Origin of the sequence: Actinoplanes sp. NPDC051851 (assembly GCF_040681165.1) — a bacterium.
Taxonomy (GTDB): Bacteria; Actinomycetota; Actinomycetes; order Mycobacteriales; family Micromonosporaceae; genus Actinoplanes.
Genome location: NZ_JBFAYF010000038.1, coordinates 50,081 through 68,240 on the forward strand (window position 1 = coordinate 50,081; position 18,160 = coordinate 68,240).

An 18,160-nucleotide genomic window follows, 5' to 3' on the forward strand; every position below is an offset into this window, starting at 1 on the left:
ATGGTTCAGATCCAAAAGAGGGCCCGTCGCGTCCTCGGCGCCGCCGTGTGCGGAATCGCCGGCTCCGTGGCCCTGCTCGGCGCCAGCACGCCCGCCCAGGCCGACGCGGCCGACGTCAACTGGGACGCCGTCGCCCAGTGCGAATCCGGCGGGAATTGGCGCATCAACACCGGCAACGGGTATTACGGCGGTCTCCAGTTCAGCCGCAGCACCTGGCGCTCCTACGGCGGTACGAAATACGCGTCCACCGCCAACCAAGCTTCCAAGGGCGAACAGGTCGCCGTCGCCGAAAAGGTTCTGCGCGGCCAGGGCATCGGAGCATGGCCCACCTGCGGAAGGCGGGGCATGACCCGCGCGTACCGGACGGCCTCGGTGCACAAGCGGGCGAACGTGCGGATGCGCCTGGTCTCCAACGTCACCAGGACCCGCAAAGCCACCGGACACACCTACGTGGTGCGGCCCGGTGACACGCTGAGCGGAATCGCCCACAGGTATCACGTCGCGGGCGGCTGGAAGCACATCTACCAGGCCAATCGCGCCCGGCTGAGCAGCCCGAACAAGCTCTACCCGGGCCAGCGCCTCGCCATCTGACACGCCTCGCGCGGCAGGCCGTCTCGAACCGAGCCGTCTCGAACCGAGCCGCCTCGAACCGAGCCGCCTGGAACCGAGCCGTCTGGAACCGAGCCGCCTGGAACCGCGCAGGGATCCTCCTAGGTGGTCCGGCGGAACTCCGGCTGGTCGAGCACCCGCAGCCAGGTGCCGTCCGGCTGGCGTCGTGCCACCTGAGCCCGGGCGCCCGCGCCGTCTCTCGGCGGCGTGGAGGTGAGAGCCAGGTCGCCGCTGATCAGTGTCGGCAGCGGCGGCTCCGGCTCGAACCGGGGCGACTCGGGCAGGATCCCGGCCCAGAGCTTCTCGATGGCGGTGCGGCCCACCGTCTGCGAGCCGGGCGGCCAGGCCATCACCGCGTCCTCCTCGTAGAGCGCGGCGATGCCGGCCGCGTCCTTGGCGTTGGCCCGCTCGACGAAGAGGCGGGTCAGGTCTTCGGGCTTGTTGGCGACTTCGGTCATGCCTCCACCCTGCCCGTCACCCCACCACAAGTCCAACAGATGGTTCTTCTAGCACCTACAATCCCCACTCATGGATCTGCGGCAGCTGGAGTACTTCGTCGCGGTGGCCGAGACGGGGAACTTCACCCGGGCCGCGGAGCGCGTGCACATCACCCAGTCCGGGGTGAGCGCCCAGGTCAAGGCCCTGGAGCAGGAGCTGGGCACGGAGCTGTTCGACCGTGGCACCCGGACCGCCCGGCTGACCGAGGCCGGCTCGGCGGCGCTCCGGCACGCCCGCGAGGCCCTGGACGCGGTCGAGGGGCTGCGTGAGGCGATCGACGACGTGCGCGGACTGGTCCGTGGCCGGTTGACGCTCGGCATGGTGACCGGCTGCGAGATCGCGCCGCTCTTCGACGCGCTCGCCGCCTTCCACCGCGATCACCCCGGCATCGAGGTCGAGCTGGTCGAGGCGAACTCCGACCAGCTCGTCGCCCAGGTGCGCACCGGCGCGCTGGACATCGCCCTGGCCGGGCTCCCGGGACTGCCGGAGCACCTGGCCACGCGGGTGATCGCGAGTGAACGCCTGGTCGCGCTCGCTCCCGCCGACGGCGAGTTCGCCGGGCTGACCCGGATCTCCCTCGGGCGGCTCTCGACGTACGGGATAATCGCTCTCCCGCAGGGGACCGGCATCCGTGACGTGCTCGATCAAGCGCGCGTGGCAGCGGGTCTGGCGACCTCGGTCGCCCTGGTGGCGACCTCCCCGGAGACGGTCGCCGGGCTCGCGCGGCGCGGACTCGGCGTCGCGGTGCTGAGCGAGTCGATGGCCGCCGCGCACCCCGATCTGGTCGCCGTGCCGATCGACGACGTGCCGATCCCGGCGCTGCTCGCCCTGGTCTGGCAGGACCGCCCCAGCCCGGCCCGCGCCGCCTTCCTGCGACACTGCGCGGCGGCCTTCGGATAGCGGCGGCCTTCGGATGGACGGATGCCCCCGCCACTGACGTGACGGGGGCATCCGGAGAAGATGCTGTTACTTGGTCAGCTTCTGCGTGTAGACCTTGGTCGCCGAGCTGTTGCCCGCCTTGTCCTTGGCCCAGTAGCCGACGCGCAGCGTGCCCTTCTTGAGGCCGGAGACCTTCACCGACCAGGAGCCGCCGCTCACCTTCGCGGTCAGCGTCTCCGCCTTGGCGAGGGCCTTCGACTTCGAGGAAGCCTTGGTCCACTTGCCGTGGCTGTAGTAGTACCACTTGCCGGAGCGCTGCTCGACCAGCTTCACCTTGACGCTGTCGACGCCCAGACCCTTGTCACTGACCTTGCCGGTGATCGTCTTCCAGGACGACACCTTGGCCGGGTAGTGCGGGGCCTTCAGGCTGATCGACGGCTTGTAGGTGTCCTTGGTGACCTTGACCGAGCCGACCGTCACGGCCGTACCGGAACCGAGCGCGTTGACCGGAGTCACCGTGACCTTGAACGTGCCGGCCTTGGTGTACTTGTGCGACACCGCGATGTTCGGCGACGCCGTGGTGGTGGCGCCGTCACCCCAGCTGATCTTCACCGAGGTGGCGTTGGTGACGCTGCCGACCTTGAGCGTGACGCTCTGACCGGTCCAGATCGACTTCGTGCTCAGGGTGTAGGCGCCGGTCTGCGCCTTGACCGCGACGGTGGCGGCGATGACGTCGGCCGCGTTGCCGGCCTCGTCGGTGACCGTCACCTTGATCGAGTAGCTGCCCGCCGTGGCGAACTTGTGGGTCGCCGTGGTCTTGCCGGCGGCCAGGGTCTCGGTCGAGCCGTCGCCCCAGCTGATCACGCGGGTGAGCTTGTCAGCGGCGCTGACGTCGTCGCTCAGCGCGGTCTCGGTCAGCGTCACCGACTGGCCGGGCCAGAGGGTGGTGGCGTTGACCTTGTACGCCGCGGTCGGCGAGGTGGTGTCCGGGTTGGTCGGGGTGACCGGGTCGCTGACCACCACGGAACCGGCGCCGACGGTGACGGCGTTGCCGGCCTCGTCGGTGACGGTCACCTGGACGGTGTAGGTGCCGGCCACGGTGTACGCGTGCGTCACCGAGGTGCTGCCGGCGGCGAGGGTCTCGGCGGCCGAGCCGTCGCCCCAGTTGACCACCTGCGAGATCGCCGAGGCGTCGCTGACGTCGTCGGAGAGCGCCGACTGGGTCAGCGTCACCGCCGCGCCGGTCTCGGCCGTGGTGTCCACCGTGTACGAACCGGTCGGCGCGGTGATGTCCAGCACGCCGGGGACCGCCCGGTCGCCGGTGTCCGCGGTGATCGGCGTGTACTTGGCGAAGTAGTTCACCAGCATGGTCAGGTCGTTGTCACCGGTGGTGACGCGGTTCGTGCCCAGGGCCAGGGTGGTGAAGTTGTCGCCACCCGCGGCGAGGAACGAGTTGCTGGTCACGCGGTAGGAGCCGGCCGGGTCGATGGTGACCCCGTTCAGCTTCATCGACGAGGCGATGATCCGCGAGCCCGCCGCCTGGCTCTCGTCGTACGCGTAGGTGAAGCCCTTCGACGAGCCCAGGTGCAGGATCGGCCGGGACGCGGTGGCCGGCTGCCACTGCTGCTCCAGCACCTCCTTGAGCTGAGCGCCGGTGAGCGTCTGGGTGACCACGTCGTTGGCGAACGGCTGCACCGCATACGCCTCGGAGTAGGTGACCACGCCGTCGTCGCCGGTGAGCAGGTCGGCACGGAGGCCGCCCGGGTTCATCAGCGCGATCTGCGCCCCACCACGACCGGCGTCGCTGGTCTGGTCGAGCTGCACGTCGGCGATGAAGTTGCCCATCACCGACTCGGAGCCACGGTCCTCGGTGCCGGTGGCGCTGTAGGCCCGCTTGATGTCCGTGGTGATCGTGCCGAGCTGCTCCGCGCCGAGCACGGCCGAGTTCGCCTTGGCCGCGGTCACGATGGCGGCGACGGTCGCGTCCGGCGCCGTCGAGGTGGTGGTGTTGACGTCGATCAGCTCGGCCGTCGACGCGGTGACCTCCTTGGTCGCCGGGTCGATGGTGAGGACCGCGCGACCCAGCTTCAGGCCGTAGTCCTCGGCCTGGAGCACCGGCCGGGTCTTACCGGTGGTGCTGCCGGGAACCGGGATCTCGAAGGCGTACGGCTGGTGGGTGTGACCGGAGAGGATGGCCTCGTACTCGGCGCTCACCCGGGTGAAGGGACCGAAGACCGGGTCGGCCTGCAGCGCCTCGGCGGAGGTGATGTTCTCGGTCGCCGCACCCTCGTGGGCCAGCAGCACCAGAACGTCCGCCTCGCCGTTCGACTCGTCGCCGTCGGTGAGCTGGGTGGCCAGCGCGTTCGCCTCGGCCACCGGGTCGCGGAACTCCACGCCCACGATGCCGGCCGGACTGACCATCGCGCTGGTCTCCTGGGTCACCACGCCGACGTAGCCGACGCGGATGCCCGCGACCTCCTTGATCGCGTAGGGCTGCAACGCCCGCACGCCGTCCTTGTAGACGTTGGCGCCCAGGTAGTCGAAGTCCGCCCGCTCCTCGAGGTGACCGGTGAGGTCGTCGATGCCCTTGTCGAACTCGTGGTTACCGACCGCCGAGACGTCCAGGCCGCCCGCGTTCAGGGCGTCGATCGTCGGGTTGTCCGAGTCGATCGAGGAGATGAAGGTCGAGGCGCCGACGTTGTCGCCGTCCGAGCTCCACAGGGTGTACGGGTTCGCCGCCCGCAGCTTGTCGACCAGGCCGACCAGCCAGGCGGCACCACCGGTGTTGGTGGCCGGCTGCTCGAGGCGGCCGTGGAAGTCGTTGATGCTCAGCAGCTGCAGGTCGATCGGGTCGGTGTCGAGGCCGACGACGACCGGGTCGTGGTCACTGGCCCGGTACGGGTCGGCGCTGTAGAACGGCGCGTACCCGTCGTACTCGTAGGCGTACGACTCGACCGAGTTGATGTTCCAGATGTCGACGCCGGTGACCCGGTCGGTCAGCGACTCCGAGGTGAGCGCGTGGTCGAGGGAGCCCGACTCGCCGCCGTAGACGTACGACGACTTGCCGTTCGTCTTGGTGGTGTGCACGTCGGTGTAGCCCGCGCCGTAGAGGACCTGCATCGGGTCCTCCTGGGTGTAGGAGTTGAAGTCACCCAGCAGGATCACGTTGTCGGTGCCGCTGTCCGCCTTGACGTCCTCGACGAAGTCCACCAGGGACTGCGCCTGCCGCTTGCGGTCGCCGGTGTAGGCGCCCTGCCCGTCGCCGGCGTCCACGTTGTCGCCGGTCGGGGTGACCGAGGTGCTCTTCGACTTCAGGTGGTTCGCGACCACGGTGAAGTCGATCGAGCCGGCGTGGAAGGTCTGCGCGATCGGCTCACGAGCGTTCGACCAGACGGTCTCGTCGTTGATCGACCGGGACGCGCCGACCGGGGTGGCCTTGGCCGGCTTGTAGATGATCGCGCTGGTGATCACGTCCTGCTCGGCGGCCGACGGGAGCTCCGCGGGCGACCGGACGTAGTCCCAGGTGCCGGCGCCGTCGACCTCGTTCAGCGCGCCGACCAGGGTCTGGAGGGCGAGCTGCGGGTTGGCGGTGTCGAACTTGACCGAGTTCTCGATCTCCATCAGCGAGATCACGTCGGCGTCCAGGGCGGTGATCGCCGCGACGATCTTCGCCTGCTGCTTCGCCAGCCCGGCCGCGTCGTCCGCGCCGCGGGCGTCGCCACCGAAGTGGACGAAGTAGTTCAGCACGTTGAAGCTGGCGACCTTGATGTCCCCGCCGACCTCGGCCGGGGCGCTGGTCCGCGGGTTCGAGGCGGTGAAGGAGGTGCGGTTCGCCTCGTTGGTGTCCGCGCTGATCGGCGTGGTCGGCTCGAGAAGCCAGTCGCCGTACGAGTAGTCCAGCACGAGCGACCCGAAGGACTTGACCGTGTCACCGGCCCGGATCGGGGCGTCCTTGGTGATGTACGGCGGCGCGGTCTGCGGGTCGGTGCCGGACAGGTTGGTGGTCCGGGCGTCGTCCAGCAGGATCCGGCTCGCCCGGTTGGCGGCCTTGAGCGCCAGCGCCTCGGTGCTGCCCGCCTTGTACAGGTCGGTCGGCACCTTCGCGACCGAGCTGCCGGCGTTGAGGACCACCTCGCCGTACGTGGTCAGGTAGTACGGGTCCGAGACGGTGTAGGTGCCGGTCGGCGCGACCAGCATGCCCTCGACCGACTCGCGGGCCGCGTCGGTGGCCGGGAGGGCCAGCGGCGTCGCGGTCGGCACGGTCTGGCCGGTGGCACAGATCTCGGTCGCGGTCTTGGCGCCGACGGTCAGCTCGGTGAGGCCGTTGTACTCACTCACCACGCCGGTGACCCGCACCTGGTCGCCGATCGCGACGGTGGGCAGGTTCGCGGCGCTGCCGTACACGAAGATCGCGTCGGACGCGACGCCCTCGGCCACCGCGTGGCTGTCGCCGCCGCTGCCCGCGGTCTGGACGTAGAAGCCGTTGAAGCCGCCGGTGGTGTGGTCGGCCGTGACGATGCCCTCGACGGTGACCGTGCTGCCGGTCAGCGTCGAGGCGGTCCCGGTGCCCTGCACCTCGGCGATGGTGTTGGTGACCGTGGTGGTGCAGCCCGTGGTGGGCTCCTCCGGCTCGGTCGGCGTGGTGGTGGCGGAGTTCAGCGTGCCGAAGGTGCTGGTGGCCTCGCCCTTCCAGACGCCGTCGACCTTCTGCAGCGAGTAGCCGACCGGGGTGGCGGAGGTCTCCGCGACCCCGATGTCGGTGCTGGTCAGGCCGACCGCCGGGCCGTTCGTCGCGGTGAAGGTGCCCTCGTAGCTGAGGAATTCGGCAACCGTGCCGTCCGGCTTGACGAGCGCCACACCGTCCGGGGAGCCGGTCTGCGTGGTGGAGCCGTTCTGGATGCCGTTGCTGGCGTAGGTCTGGACGACGACACCGGCGTCCGGAACCTGGCCGCTGAGCGTCGTGGTGCCGTAGGTGGCCCCGCTGGAGCTGTCCCCGTTGTAGAGGACGATCTGCCAGCCGGAGAGGTCGAACCCGACGGGGGCCTCGATCTCGATGGCCTCGCCGCTGTCGGTACCGACGTTGTCGTAGTGGATCTCGCTGATGAACGGCGTGTCCGTTGCCGCGTACGCCGAGGCAGTGAAACTCAGCCCGATGACGGTCGCCAGGGCGGCGGCACCGATCGCTCGTAGCTGGTTCGCCCTCGCCGCAGAGCTAACGCTGCGTGAATATGGACGCATCGAAATTGGTCCTCCGATGGGGTTGATCCGGCGGATCGTAGGGAGGTTCGATGACATCTATTTCTCGTCCAGGTAACGGATAGGGGTTCACCCATCTAAAGACAAGGGCGAATCCCCCCTTTACGACCGCTGACTTTGTTCACTTCTGTTCGGCTGGCCACACAGCACGGAGAGTCACCTGTCGGCTGTCTATACAGCGTGTAATGACACGGAACCGTAACGACGCAACGATCACGACTCGTCGAGCACGGGAACGGGCCCGGTTCAGGTCCCCCGGAGAGCTGCCGATGGACACCCCGTGGCAACCCTTCTCTACCGATTCGGCCGGTTCTCGTACCGGCGGCGCTGGCTCACGCTCTCCGCGTGGCTGGTGATCTTGACCCTGTTCGGCATCGGCGCGGCCACCCTCAGCGGACCGACCAGCAGCGCCTTCTCCATCCCCGGTACGGAGTCCTCCCGTGCCCTGGAGGTGATCGCGGAGAAGTTCGGCACCAGCGAGGACGCCGCCTCCGCCAAGGTCGTCTTCCACAGCGAGGACGGCACCCTGCCGAAGACCGCGGTGCAGAGCGCGGTCGCCGCACTGGCGAAGGCCCCGCAGGTCGCCTCGGTGGCCGACCCGTACACCGCGCAGACGGTCTCCGAGGACGGGCAGACCGCGTACGCCACCGTCACCTACTCGGTCGCCGCGGCCGACGTGACCGACGCCGCCAAGGACGCGCTCTACGCGGCCGGGGACACCGCGGAGAGCGCCGGCGTCGAGGTCGAGTACTCCGGCGAGGTGACCCAGGCCGCCTCCGAGGCGGGCGCCACCGAGGGCATCGGCGTGGTGATCGCCGCGGTGGTCCTGCTGGTCACCTTCGGGGCGCTGGTCGCCGCCGGGCTGCCGCTGCTCACCGCGCTGATCGGGGTCGGCCTCGGGATGGCCGGCATCCAGATCGCCACCGGCTTCTTCGACCTCTCCTCCTCCACCTCCGCGCTCGCCACCATGCTCGGCCTCGCGGTCGGCATCGACTACGCGCTCTTCGTCGTCTCCCGATACCGCCACGAGCTCCAGGAGGGCCGCGAGGGCGAGGAGGCCGCCGGTCGCGCGGTCGGCACCGCCGGATCAGCGGTGGTCTTCGCCGGCCTGACCGTGGTGATCGCCCTCGCCGCGCTCAGCGTCACCGGCATCCCGTTCCTCACCGCGATGGGCCTGGCCGCCGCGGGCACCGTCGCCGGCGCCGTGGTCGTCACGCTCAGCCTGGTCCCCGCGATCCTCGGCTTCGCCGGCCGCCGGGTACTGCCGAAGAAGCAGCGCGCCGCCGGGTACGTCGACACCGACCGGGCCAGCCGGGTGCCGTTCGGCGAGCGCTGGGCCCGCAACGTGCTGAAGCACCGCTGGATCGCGCTGATCGTCTCGCTCGGCGTGATCGCCGTGGTCGCGCTGCCCGCCCTGAACCTGCGCCTGGCCCTGCCGGACGACAGCACCGCCGCGGTCGACTCCACCCAGCGCAAGGCGTACGACCTGCTCGCCGAGGGCTTCGGCGCCGGCTTCAACGGCCCGCTGATCGTGGTGGTGGAGAACGACGCCGCCACCGTCGCACCCGGGGCGCAGACGGCGATCACCGCGCTCGACGACGTCGTGCTGGTCTCCTCGCCCGTCTTCAACCAGGCCGGCGACACCGCCATGCTCACCGTCATCCCGAAGAGCGCGCCGACCAGCGACGCCACCAAGAACCTGGTCCAGTCGATCCGCGACCTGGACCTGGACCTCGCGGTCACCGGCACCACGGCCGTCAACATCGACGTCTCGGCCAAGCTGACCGCCGCGCTCATCCCGTACCTGGCGATCGTGGTGGGTCTGGCGTTCGTCCTGCTCATGCTGGTGTTCCGGAGCATCCTGGTGCCGCTGAAGGCGACCGTGGGCTTCCTGCTCAGCGTGGGCGCCTCGTTCGGCGCGCTCACCTTCGTCTTCCAGGAGGGCCACCTCGGCAGCCTGCTCGGCCTGAACGCCACCGGCCCGATCGTCAGCATCCTGCCGATCTTCCTGATCGGCATCCTCTTCGGCCTGGCCATGGACTACGAGGTCTTCCTGGTCACCCGGACCCGCGAGGAGTTCGTGCACGGAGCCGCTCCGAACGACGCGGTGATCAGCGGCATGAAGCACGGCGCCCGGGTGGTCACCGCCGCCGCCCTCATCATGATCGGCGTCTTCTCCGGCTTCATCCTGGCCGACGACAGCATCATCAAGTCGCTCGGCTTCGCCCTGGCCTTCGGCGTCGCCGTCGACGCCTTCCTGGTCCGGATGACCATCGTCCCTGCGGTCCTGGCCCTGCTCGGCCGCTCGGCCTGGTGGCTCCCCCGCTGGCTCGACCGCCTGCTCCCGAACGTCGACGTCGAGGGCGAGCAGCTCACGAAGCAGCTGGCCGCGCGCGAGCCCGGCCCACACGAGCTCCAGCCCGCCGCCTGACACCGTCGACACCCCGCGTGGGCAGGTCTTCGCGACCTGCCCACGCTCCTTTCTCCGGTACGGCCATCGCCGGGTCAGAGTCCCGGCTGATGCCCCCGCGCCGGTGGCGCCGGGTTCGACGGCTGGTCACGGGCCACCCCGCGCCGCCCGTTGCGCGGCGCGTTGACGCTGGTGACCTGTGCCCCCGCCGTCGCGGGGTTGCGCTGCGCCCGTTCCCGCATCATCTCGGCGGCCTCCCACGGCTCCAGGAGCCCCTGCGCCATGACGCTGGAGTACGGATCGCGCCCCTGGCTCACCAGCATCTCGTTCGACGGCCCGGTGTACCGCGGCGCCGGCTCCCCGATATGCCGGTTGACCTGGGTGAGCTTCCCGTCCTGCCACAGCTTGCCGAGATTCGGGTCCCGCAGGATGTCCCGCGCCTGCACCGCCACCGTCTCCCGCGGCAGGGCGCCGAGCTGCCTGTCGGCCTCCGCCGGGCTGATGCTCGTCGAGGAGAGCCGCTGACCGAGCCGGGACACCAGCCCCGGCGACTCCCCGGCCGCCTGCGCCCGCATCTCCCGCCCGGACTCCCTGGTGACCGCCTTGGCGGCCGCGAGAGCGGGCGCGATCTCCGGAATCCGGCTCCCGGAGTTCTTGAGCCTGGTGAGATCGTCGGCCACCAGGACGGCGAGCGCCCGCCGCGTATGGGCCGCCGAGGCGACCGGCATCGTGGCGTCAGCGGTGTAGGACGGCGGGCCGCCCACCTCGGGCATCTGCTGTGACATGGAGAGCTCCCCGGATCGAGTCACTGCCGGCACCGCCATGGCCGGCTCCCGCTCTACGCCCGCTCCCCGCCCCCGGTTCAGCGCCCCGCCCTCTTTCCGGACTCCTCGGCGCGCTGGGCGCTGAACGACGACGACGGCTACACCGACTACCGTGACATCGCCGAGGGGTACGCCCGCTGCGTGAGCTGACCAGGCTTTTCCCAGGTGAGATAAGACACTGCCCTGCTTGTTGAAGTTTCAAGAGCAACCGGCGAATAGTGTTGGTGAAACTTCAACAACCATGGGGGCTGCGATGACGGTGACGATCGGCGCGACGGAGGCTCGGATAAGCCCTCCGGCGGCACGGATCCGTACCCGGGTGACGGTGCCGCTGGAGTTCCCGGACGGCTACCGCACCACCGCCGAGGTGTTCACCTTCATCGGCCTGGCCGACGGGCGCGAGCACCTGGCGCTCGGCCTCGGCGACTGGGAGAACGCGGAGAACCCGCTGGTCCGCCCGCACAGCGAGTGCCTCACCGGCGACGTCTTCGGCAGCCAGCGCTGCGACTGCGGTCCGCAGCTGCGCGAGGCCGCCGAGCGGATCACCGAGGCCGGCGGCGTTCTGCTCTACCTGCGCCAGGAGGGCCGCGGGATCGGCCTCTACGCCAAGCTGGACGCGTACGCGCTGCAGGACACCGGCCTGGACACCTACGAGGCGAACCTGGCGCTCGGCCACGGCGAGGACGAGCGGGACTACACGGCAGCTGCTCAAATGCTGCTCGCTCTCGGCGCGGACCGCATCCGCCTGCTCAGCAATAATCCCGACAAAGCATCGCAACTCAGTGATCTGGGTGTCCAGGTGACTGATCAGATCCGGACCGGCGTACACCTCTCGGACGCCAACGCCCGGTACCTTGCAGCCAAGCGCGACCACACCGCACACACCATCGACCTGACCGGTGCCGCATGACAACCTTCACCGAGGCCGACCGCTTCTGGACCCGGTCCGCCATCGACCTGTCCCGGCTCTCCCCGCCGTCGCCGAGCCACTACGCCGTCGGCGCGGTGGTGGTCGGCCCGTCCGGCAACCCGATGGCCACCGGGTTCACCGGGGAGACCGACCCGCACTACCACGCCGAGGAGGCCGCGCTCGCCAAACTGGCCGGCCGCGGGCTGGACCTGAGCGGGGCCACCGTCTACACCTCGCTGGAGCCGTGCACCACCCGCAAGTCCCGGCCCACCTCGTGCACCGAGCTGATCCGGGCCTCCGGGATCCGCCGCGTGGTCCTGGCCCTGCGCGAGCCGTCGCTCTTCGCCGACTGCCACGGCGTCGAGACGCTGCTCGCCGACGGCATCGAGGTGCTCGAGATCGCCGACCTCGGCGAGGCCGTCCGCGCCATCAACGCCCACGTTCTGGGGATGCAGACGACATGACCCAGATGACCGAGCCGCGCTGGCTCACCGACCCCGAGATGGCCGCCTGGCTGAACGTCACCCAGATGCTCATGCTGATGCCCAGCGCACTCGATCGTCAGCTGCGCGACGAGGCGGGCATCCCGCACGCGTACTACCAGATCCTCGCGACGCTGAGCGCCGCACCGGAGCGGGCCATGCGGATGACCGATCTGGCCCGCCTGGTCGGCACCACCACCAGCCGGCTGTCGCACGCCGTCGCCAGCCTGGAACAGCGCGGCTGGGTGAACCGGCAGGCCTGCGCCTTCGACAAGCGCGGCCAGATCGCCTCGCTCACCGACATCGGCATGACCGCCCTGGCGACGGCCGCGCCCGGCCACGTCGCCGAGGTCCGCCGACTGATCTTCGACAACCTCTCCGACGCCGAGATCGATCAGCTCCGCACGATAATCGGCAAGATACTCCCCGCGCTCGCCTAGCCGACCTGCCCACCACCTCGTTCCCGGCCACCCGGACGGAGCCGGCGCCGCCGTGCGAGAGCCCCGGCCGCTTCGACGCGCGGTCACCCGCTCCGCAACCCGAAGACCCCGGCCGGCCCCCGGCGTACCGGGTCCGGGCGTACCGATTCCCGGCGTACCGGCCGGGCCGTTCGCTGGGCGGTGGTCGCCATCAGCAGGGCCGTCGAACCCAGCGCGAGCCAGCCGAGCGTCAGGCCGACGCCGGTGCCGCCCAGGCCGGCGTGCGCGGTCAGCGCACGGACGGCCAGGACCGGGCCGTGTGTCGGCAGGTAGGAACCGGCCGTCGCGACCGCGCCCGGCACGCCGGAGACCACCGCGTTGGCGAGCGCGACCGCCGGCACCAGCCCGCAGATCAACCGGCCGAGGTCGCCGAACGCGGTCACCAGCGCGGTCGTGACCACCACGAAGACCACGCTGATCAGGCCGTCCACGGCGAGCAGGGCCAGCGCGTGCACCGGGCCGAGCCGCAGGAACGCCTCGGCGGTCGCGGTGATCACCACGGCCTGGGCGAGGCCGAGGAGGACCGGGCGGCGCAGTCCGGCCAGGACCAGCCGCCAGGTGGCCCCGCGCCAGGTCAGCGGGTTCGCCCCCGCCGGGTTGGTCAGCAGGATCGCGAGGGCTCCGAGCCAGAGGGTGATCACGATGATCGGGGCCGCGGCGAGGCCGCCGACGTCGCCGAAACCGTGCTCGGTGGCGGCGACCGGGGTGGCCGCGATGTCGGTCAGGTGCTCCCGTTCCTCGTCGGTGTAGGTGGGCACCTGGTCACGGCCGTCCGCCAGCCCGCCGGCCAGGTCGTCCGCGCCGTCGGCGAGCGTGCGGGAGCCGTCCGCGAGCTGCCTGCCCGCATCGTCCGCCCGGCCGGCACCGTCACTCAACTGCTCCGCGCCCTCCGCGGCCTGGGCGGCACCGTCGGCCAGCTGGTCCGCGCCCTTCGTCAACTGCCGGGTTCCGTCGCGCAGCGCGGCGGCACCGGACGCGGCCTGGTCGGCACCGGTGCTCAGGTCGCCGGCACCGTCGGCCAGCCTCCCGGCCGCGGTGTCCAGCGTGGACGCGCCGGTCGCCGCTTGGTCGATCGCGGACACCAGCGCCGGGGTCTGGTCGGCCAGCTCGGCGGTGCCGTCGGCGACCTGGCGGCTGCCGACGGCCAGGTCCGCGATGCCGTCCCGCACCTCGATCACCTGGCCGCGCACGTCGTCCCTGGCGCTCTCGCCCCGTTCGGCGGCCTCGACCAGACGATCGGCCCGGTCCCGGAGCCGCTGACAGACCTCCACCGGGGTCTCGCACTGTTCAGCCAGGTCACGGGCGTTTTCGGCCTGCTCGGTGAGGTCGGGCAGCGCGTCGATGCCGGTCACCACCCGGTTCGCGAGGGGGACCACGGTGTCGGCGAGCTGCTCGTTGCCGTCGGCCACCTGATCGGCGCCGTCGGCCAGCCGCCGGGTCTGTCCGGGGAGGTCGGCGGTGCTCTTCCGCAGGGCGCTCAGGCCGGTCGAAAGCTGGCCGGTGCCATCGGCGAGCTGATCAGCACCGGTCGCGAGCTGGTCGGCACCGGTGGCCAGGCTCGCCGTTCCGGTGGCGAGCTGGGAAGCGCCGTCGCTCAGGTCGGCGGTGCCGCGGGCGAGTCGGCCGGCACCGCTGCGGAGACTCGCCGTACCGTCGGAAAGCGCGACACTGCCGTCGGCGAGCTGACCGAGGCCGACCACCAACCGGCTGTTGCCGTCGGCGAGCTGATCGGCACCGCCGGCGAGGTCGCCGGCGCCGTCGGCCGCCTCGCCGAGCCGGTCGTGCAGGGTGGTGAAGCCCAGGTACACATTGTCCAGATACGTCGCGACGACGGTGTGGTTGAGCGCGGTGACGGCGGCGTCGGTGATCGTCCGGCTGACCACGGGATCCACGCCGGCGGCGGTCCGCGAGGCGGTGACGTCGACGCGGGCCCGCTCGGCGGCCGAGGGGTCGTCGTCGCCGGTGGAGATGGCGGCCTTCGAGAAGTTCGCCGGGATCGTGACCGTCACCCGATACGCCCCGGACGCGAGCCCCGCCCGCGCGTCCGCCGCGTCGGTGAGGATCCAGTGGTAGCCGTCCCCCTCGTGGGCGACCAGCTCGGCCGCGAGTTCCCGGCCGAGCGGAATCGTCTGCCCATCCCGCTCGACGGGTTCGTCCCCGTTGACCACGGCCGCGGTCACTGTCTGGAGCTGATCAGCCGGCGCGTGGAAGGCCGCGAGCAGCACCCCCACCGCCAGCACCGGAACCAGCAGAACAGCACTCATCGTCCTCATTGCGCGACCGCCTCCGCGTGCCCGAGCGTCAGCTCTTCGGTGACCGGGAAGTCCGGATCGTGGTCGTGACCGGTGACGATCACCGTGGTGCCGCGCGCCGCGACGGCCTCGAGGCTCGCTCGCACGGCACGCTTCGCATCACCGTCGAGGACGTGATCCACGCCCTCCACCAGCAGCAGTTCCGGCTCGAGGGCCGCCGCCTCGACGATGGCCGGGCCGGGTTCGGCGAGCTCCGCGCATCTGACCAGCACGGCTCTCGCGCGCACGCCCGCCGCCCGCTGCGGCAGCACGTGCCCGAGGGTCTTCGCCCGCCCCCGGATTCCGGTCGCCCGTCCGCCGACGGCGTACAGCAGTGCGCTCGTGACCCGGGGATCTCCCGTGATCCGTACCGTCGCACCCGGCTCGATCCGCAGCCGGCACGGCGCGAAGAGCGGCCGCCCCGCCCGGTCGGTGACGGTGAAGTCGTCGGCCGCCACGACCGTTCGTGATCGCTCCTCCGGCCAGTCGGCGAGGGCCAGTTCGCGGGTGATCCCCTCGCCCTCGACGTCGAACGAGGGCAGGGCCCGGTCCCAGCTCGCCGGCAGTCGCCAGGCCCGGTCGCCGAGCAGCGCGAGCACCGCCGGGACCAGGGTCATCCGCACCAGGAACGCGTCCACGAAGACCCCGGCCGCCAGGCTCAGCGCGATCGGCTTCACGGTCGCCCCGCTCTCCGGTACGAATGCCGCGAAGACCGCGAACATGATCACCGCGGCCGCGACCACGACCGGCGCGGAGGCCCGGAAACCGGCGTCGATCGCGTGCCGGGCGTCGCCGGTGTGCACGTACTCCTCGCGGATCCGGGAGACCAGGAAGACCTCGTAATCCATCGCCAGGCCGAAGAGGACGCCCATCAGGATGATCGGCAGGAAGCTGATCACGCTCCCGGTGTGGGTGACGTGGAGGGCGCCGGCCAGCCAGCCCCGCTGGAAGACCAGGGCGGTCACCCCGAACGCCGCGCCCACCGAGAGCAGGTAGCCCGCCGTCGCCTTGATCGGCACCGCCACCGACCGGAACACCATGGTCAACAGCACCAGCGACAACCCGACCACCAGCAGGCCGAACGGGATCAGCGCCCCGCCGAGCCGCGCCGAGACGTCCACGCCGACCGCGGTGATGCCGGTGACCGCGGTGTGCACGTGATACTCCGCGTAGAGGTGCGGCTCCAGCGCCCGCAGCCGCGCGACCAGGTCCGCGGTCGCCTGCGAGTCCGGCGAGCTGTCCGGAATGACCTGGACGATCCCTATCTCGGCCTGTGGATCGGGTGTGGATATCGGCACCAGCGCCACACCGGGCACGTCCGCGATCTCCGCACCGAGCCGATCCATCAGCCCCACCGGATCGTGTGACCCGATGATCTCCACGGTGACCAGCAGCGGACCGTTGTACCCGGCCCCGAACTCCCGCGTGATGACGTCGTACGTCTCCCGGGCCTGACTACCCGCCACCTCGCTGGCCCCGTCCGGGAGCGCCAACCTCAGCTCCCCGGCCGGAATCGCCAGCACCCCCAGTCCGACCAGCACCAGAACGATGGTGACCACGGGCTTCCGGGTCGCTGCCCGCACCCAGAACCCGGCCCACCCATCGCCTCCAGGTCTGCCCGATTTCTCAGTTTTTAAGCGCATTTGTCGACCGACAGAGTGGGTGCGCAGGCGCAGGCGGGGCCACAGGCGGGGACGCAGGCGCAGGCGGGGACGCAGGCGCTCACCCGAGATCGCCAGCAGGGCCGGGATCAGCGTGATGGCGATCAGGACCGCGACGGCGACCGCGAACGCCGCGCACAGACCCATCGTGGTGAGGAACGGAATACCCGCCACCACCAGGCCGACCAGGGCGATCACCACCGTGAGACCGGCGAAGACCACGGCGGAACCGGCCGTGGCGACCGCTCGCGCGATGGAGTCCCCGATCGCCAGGCCGGCGCGCAACTGGTCACGGTGACGGGAGAGGATGAAGAGCGCGTAGTCGATGCCCACCGCCAGGCCGAGCATCATCGCCAGGGTCACCGCCGTGGACGGGACCGTGCCGACCGCCGTGGCGCCGTAGAGCAGGCCGACCGACAGGCCGACGCCGAGCACCGCGGTCAGCAGCGGGATCCCCGCCGCGATCAGTGAGCCGAACGTCACCAGCAGCACCATCAGGGCGACCAGGAGCCCCAGCCCCTCTGTCGGGGTCGGTTTCGGCACCCGGTCGGCGTACGCGTCACCCCCGACCTGGACCCGGGCGGCCGGAAGGCGCTCCGCCAGGGCGGAACCGAGCTCGTCGACCGCGGCCTTGGTCGTCGCGGTGACGTCCATGAAAGCGACGTCGAACTGCACCGTGATCAGCGCCGCCCGCGCGGTGACGTTCCCCCGGAAGCGGTCGTCGAACGGGGAGATCACCCCGATCACCTGGTCGAGCGTCGCCGCGCGGGTGACGGCGTCCTCGATCGCGCTCCTCGCCGCCGCGCCGCGCGGGTTCACGCCGGTGACGACGATCTGCGCCGAGGAGCCGCTGACCTCGGGGAAGACACGTTTCAGGGTGTCCAGGGCGGTCTGCGACCCGGAGCCGGGGATGGTGAACGCGTCGTCGGTGCCGCGGGAGATCAGCAGCCCGCCGCCGGCCAGCAGGACCACGGCGAGCAGCCAGGCGGTGAGGGTACGGCCGGGGTGGCGTACGACGGAGACGGCCAGACGATGGAGAGCGGAAGACACGGGGGTGCCCCCTTCGAGGTGGCGCCACGGCACGCGGCGCCACTAGCCAAACTGCACAAGCGTGTGCACGTTAGCTATCTACTCATCCATGTGCAACTTACGAAGTCTTTTTGGCCTGCTCTACGGCTGTTTCGGCATCTTCGGGCGGCAGGCCCGCCGCGATCAGCACGGCCGCCGCGGCCCTCGTGCCGTCGTCCGGCCAGAGCCCGTCGTTCACCGACTGGACCAGCGACAGGGTCAGCCCCTGCAGCGCCGACGTGAGCACCTCGGGCGGCAGATGCGTGGCGAACCGGCCGGTCGCCCGCCCCCGCCGCAGCAACTCCAGCGCCTGCGCACGGATCGGCGCGAGCAGCTCCCGCAGCCCGGCCGCGCCCAGATCCGCCTCGGCCAGCGTCATGAGCAGGCGATACTCCGCCCCGACGGCCCAGACGGTGAGCGCGAAGTCGGCGAGGGCCACCTCAGGGTCCAAAGCCGATCTATCGGTACGCCCGAGCGCGCCGAGCAGGTGCGCCGAGACCTGATCGGCCAGCCCGTCGAGCAGCGCGTCCCGGGTCGGGAAGTGGGCGTAGACCGTGCGCCGGACGACACCGGCGGCCTGGGCCACGTCGTCCATGCTGGCCGTGGGCTGACGGGCCAGCAGGTCACGCGCGGCGCGGAGGATCCGCTCCCGGTTCTCCTCGGCATCCCGGCGTCTGGCGGTCATGCCGAAACCTTAGTGCGAAGAGCCCGGAAAAATATTTGGGCGCGCTCCCAAGCAACCTTTCCGCCTTCCCGCGACACTGAAGAAGTCGCATGAACCCCCCACCATGCG

At 70.9% G+C, this 18,160-nt stretch carries 12 protein-coding genes; 6 read left to right on the forward strand and 6 right to left on the reverse strand.

From position 1 onward, the window contains the following. A complete protein-coding gene (locus AB0M08_RS30540; RefSeq protein ID WP_364500598.1) occupies nt 1-591 on the forward strand; it encodes a transglycosylase family protein in 591 nt (196 codons plus the stop codon). Nucleotides 592-710: 119 nt separating this feature from the next. Here the strand turns inward: AB0M08_RS30540 and AB0M08_RS30545 are convergent, their stop codons facing one another. Further along, a complete protein-coding gene (locus AB0M08_RS30545; RefSeq protein WP_364500601.1) occupies nt 711-1,067 on the reverse strand; it encodes a nuclear transport factor 2 family protein in 357 nt (118 codons plus the stop codon). Nucleotides 1,068-1,137: 70 nt separating this feature from the next. Between AB0M08_RS30545 and AB0M08_RS30550 the strand changes: the two genes are divergently transcribed. Then, complete coding sequence (locus AB0M08_RS30550; protein ID WP_364500604.1) at nt 1,138-2,007, forward strand: LysR family transcriptional regulator; 870 nt, start codon at nt 1,138-1,140, stop codon at nt 2,005-2,007. Nucleotides 2,008-2,073: 66 nt separating this feature from the next. Here AB0M08_RS30550 and AB0M08_RS30555 read toward each other — a convergent pair whose 3' ends face one another. After that, entirely contained in the window at nt 2,074-7,224 is a 5,151-nt protein-coding gene (locus AB0M08_RS30555; RefSeq protein WP_364500606.1) for an ExeM/NucH family extracellular endonuclease, read from the reverse strand. 298 nt (nt 7,225-7,522) lie between these two features. Between AB0M08_RS30555 and AB0M08_RS30560 the strand changes: the two genes are divergently transcribed. After that, entirely contained in the window at nt 7,523-9,673 is a 2,151-nt protein-coding gene (locus AB0M08_RS30560; RefSeq protein ID WP_364500609.1) for an MMPL family transporter, read from the forward strand. 74 nt (nt 9,674-9,747) lie between these two features. On the opposite strand, the gene AB0M08_RS30565 is transcribed toward AB0M08_RS30560, so the two are convergent. Beyond that, on the reverse strand, nt 9,748-10,437 hold the full coding sequence (locus tag AB0M08_RS30565; RefSeq protein WP_364500612.1) for a hypothetical protein: 690 nt from the start codon (nt 10,435-10,437) through the stop codon (nt 9,748-9,750). 292 nt (nt 10,438-10,729) lie between these two features. Between AB0M08_RS30565 and ribA the strand changes: the two genes are divergently transcribed. Genes ribA through AB0M08_RS30580 form a run of 3 tightly spaced genes read left to right on the forward strand, consistent with a single transcriptional unit; the run spans nt 10,730 to nt 12,308 of the window. Continuing rightward, nucleotides 10,730-11,386 carry a GTP cyclohydrolase II gene (ribA, locus tag AB0M08_RS30570; protein WP_364500615.1) on the forward strand — a complete coding sequence of 219 codons (657 nt, stop codon included), beginning with the start codon at nt 10,730-10,732 and terminating at the stop codon, nt 11,384-11,386. After that, a complete protein-coding gene (locus AB0M08_RS30575) occupies nt 11,383-11,850 on the forward strand; it encodes a dCMP deaminase (protein ID WP_364500618.1) in 468 nt (155 codons plus the stop codon). Before ribA ends, AB0M08_RS30575 begins: the two co-directional genes overlap by 4 nt. Further along, nucleotides 11,847-12,308: a MarR family transcriptional regulator gene (locus AB0M08_RS30580; protein WP_364500620.1), complete on the forward strand. Its 462-nt coding sequence runs from the start codon at nt 11,847-11,849 to the stop codon at nt 12,306-12,308. The genes AB0M08_RS30575 and AB0M08_RS30580 overlap by 4 nt, the downstream gene beginning before the upstream one ends. Nucleotides 12,309-12,391: 83 nt before the next feature. On the opposite strand, the gene AB0M08_RS30585 is transcribed toward AB0M08_RS30580, so the two are convergent. From AB0M08_RS30585 to AB0M08_RS30595, 3 genes are all read right to left on the reverse strand, one after another. Next, a complete protein-coding gene (locus AB0M08_RS30585; RefSeq protein ID WP_364500622.1) occupies nt 12,392-14,611 on the reverse strand; it encodes a YhgE/Pip domain-containing protein in 2,220 nt (739 codons plus the stop codon). Between the two features lie 5 nt (nt 14,612-14,616). Then, nucleotides 14,617-17,349, reverse strand: coding sequence for an MMPL family transporter (locus tag AB0M08_RS30590; RefSeq protein ID WP_364500625.1), 2,733 nt, complete (start codon nt 17,347-17,349; stop codon nt 14,617-14,619). A 97-nt stretch (nt 17,350-17,446) separates the two neighbouring features. Continuing rightward, complete coding sequence (locus AB0M08_RS30595; RefSeq protein WP_364500627.1) at nt 17,447-18,052, reverse strand: TetR/AcrR family transcriptional regulator; 606 nt, start codon at nt 18,050-18,052, stop codon at nt 17,447-17,449. Nucleotides 18,053-18,160 lie beyond the last annotated feature (108 nt).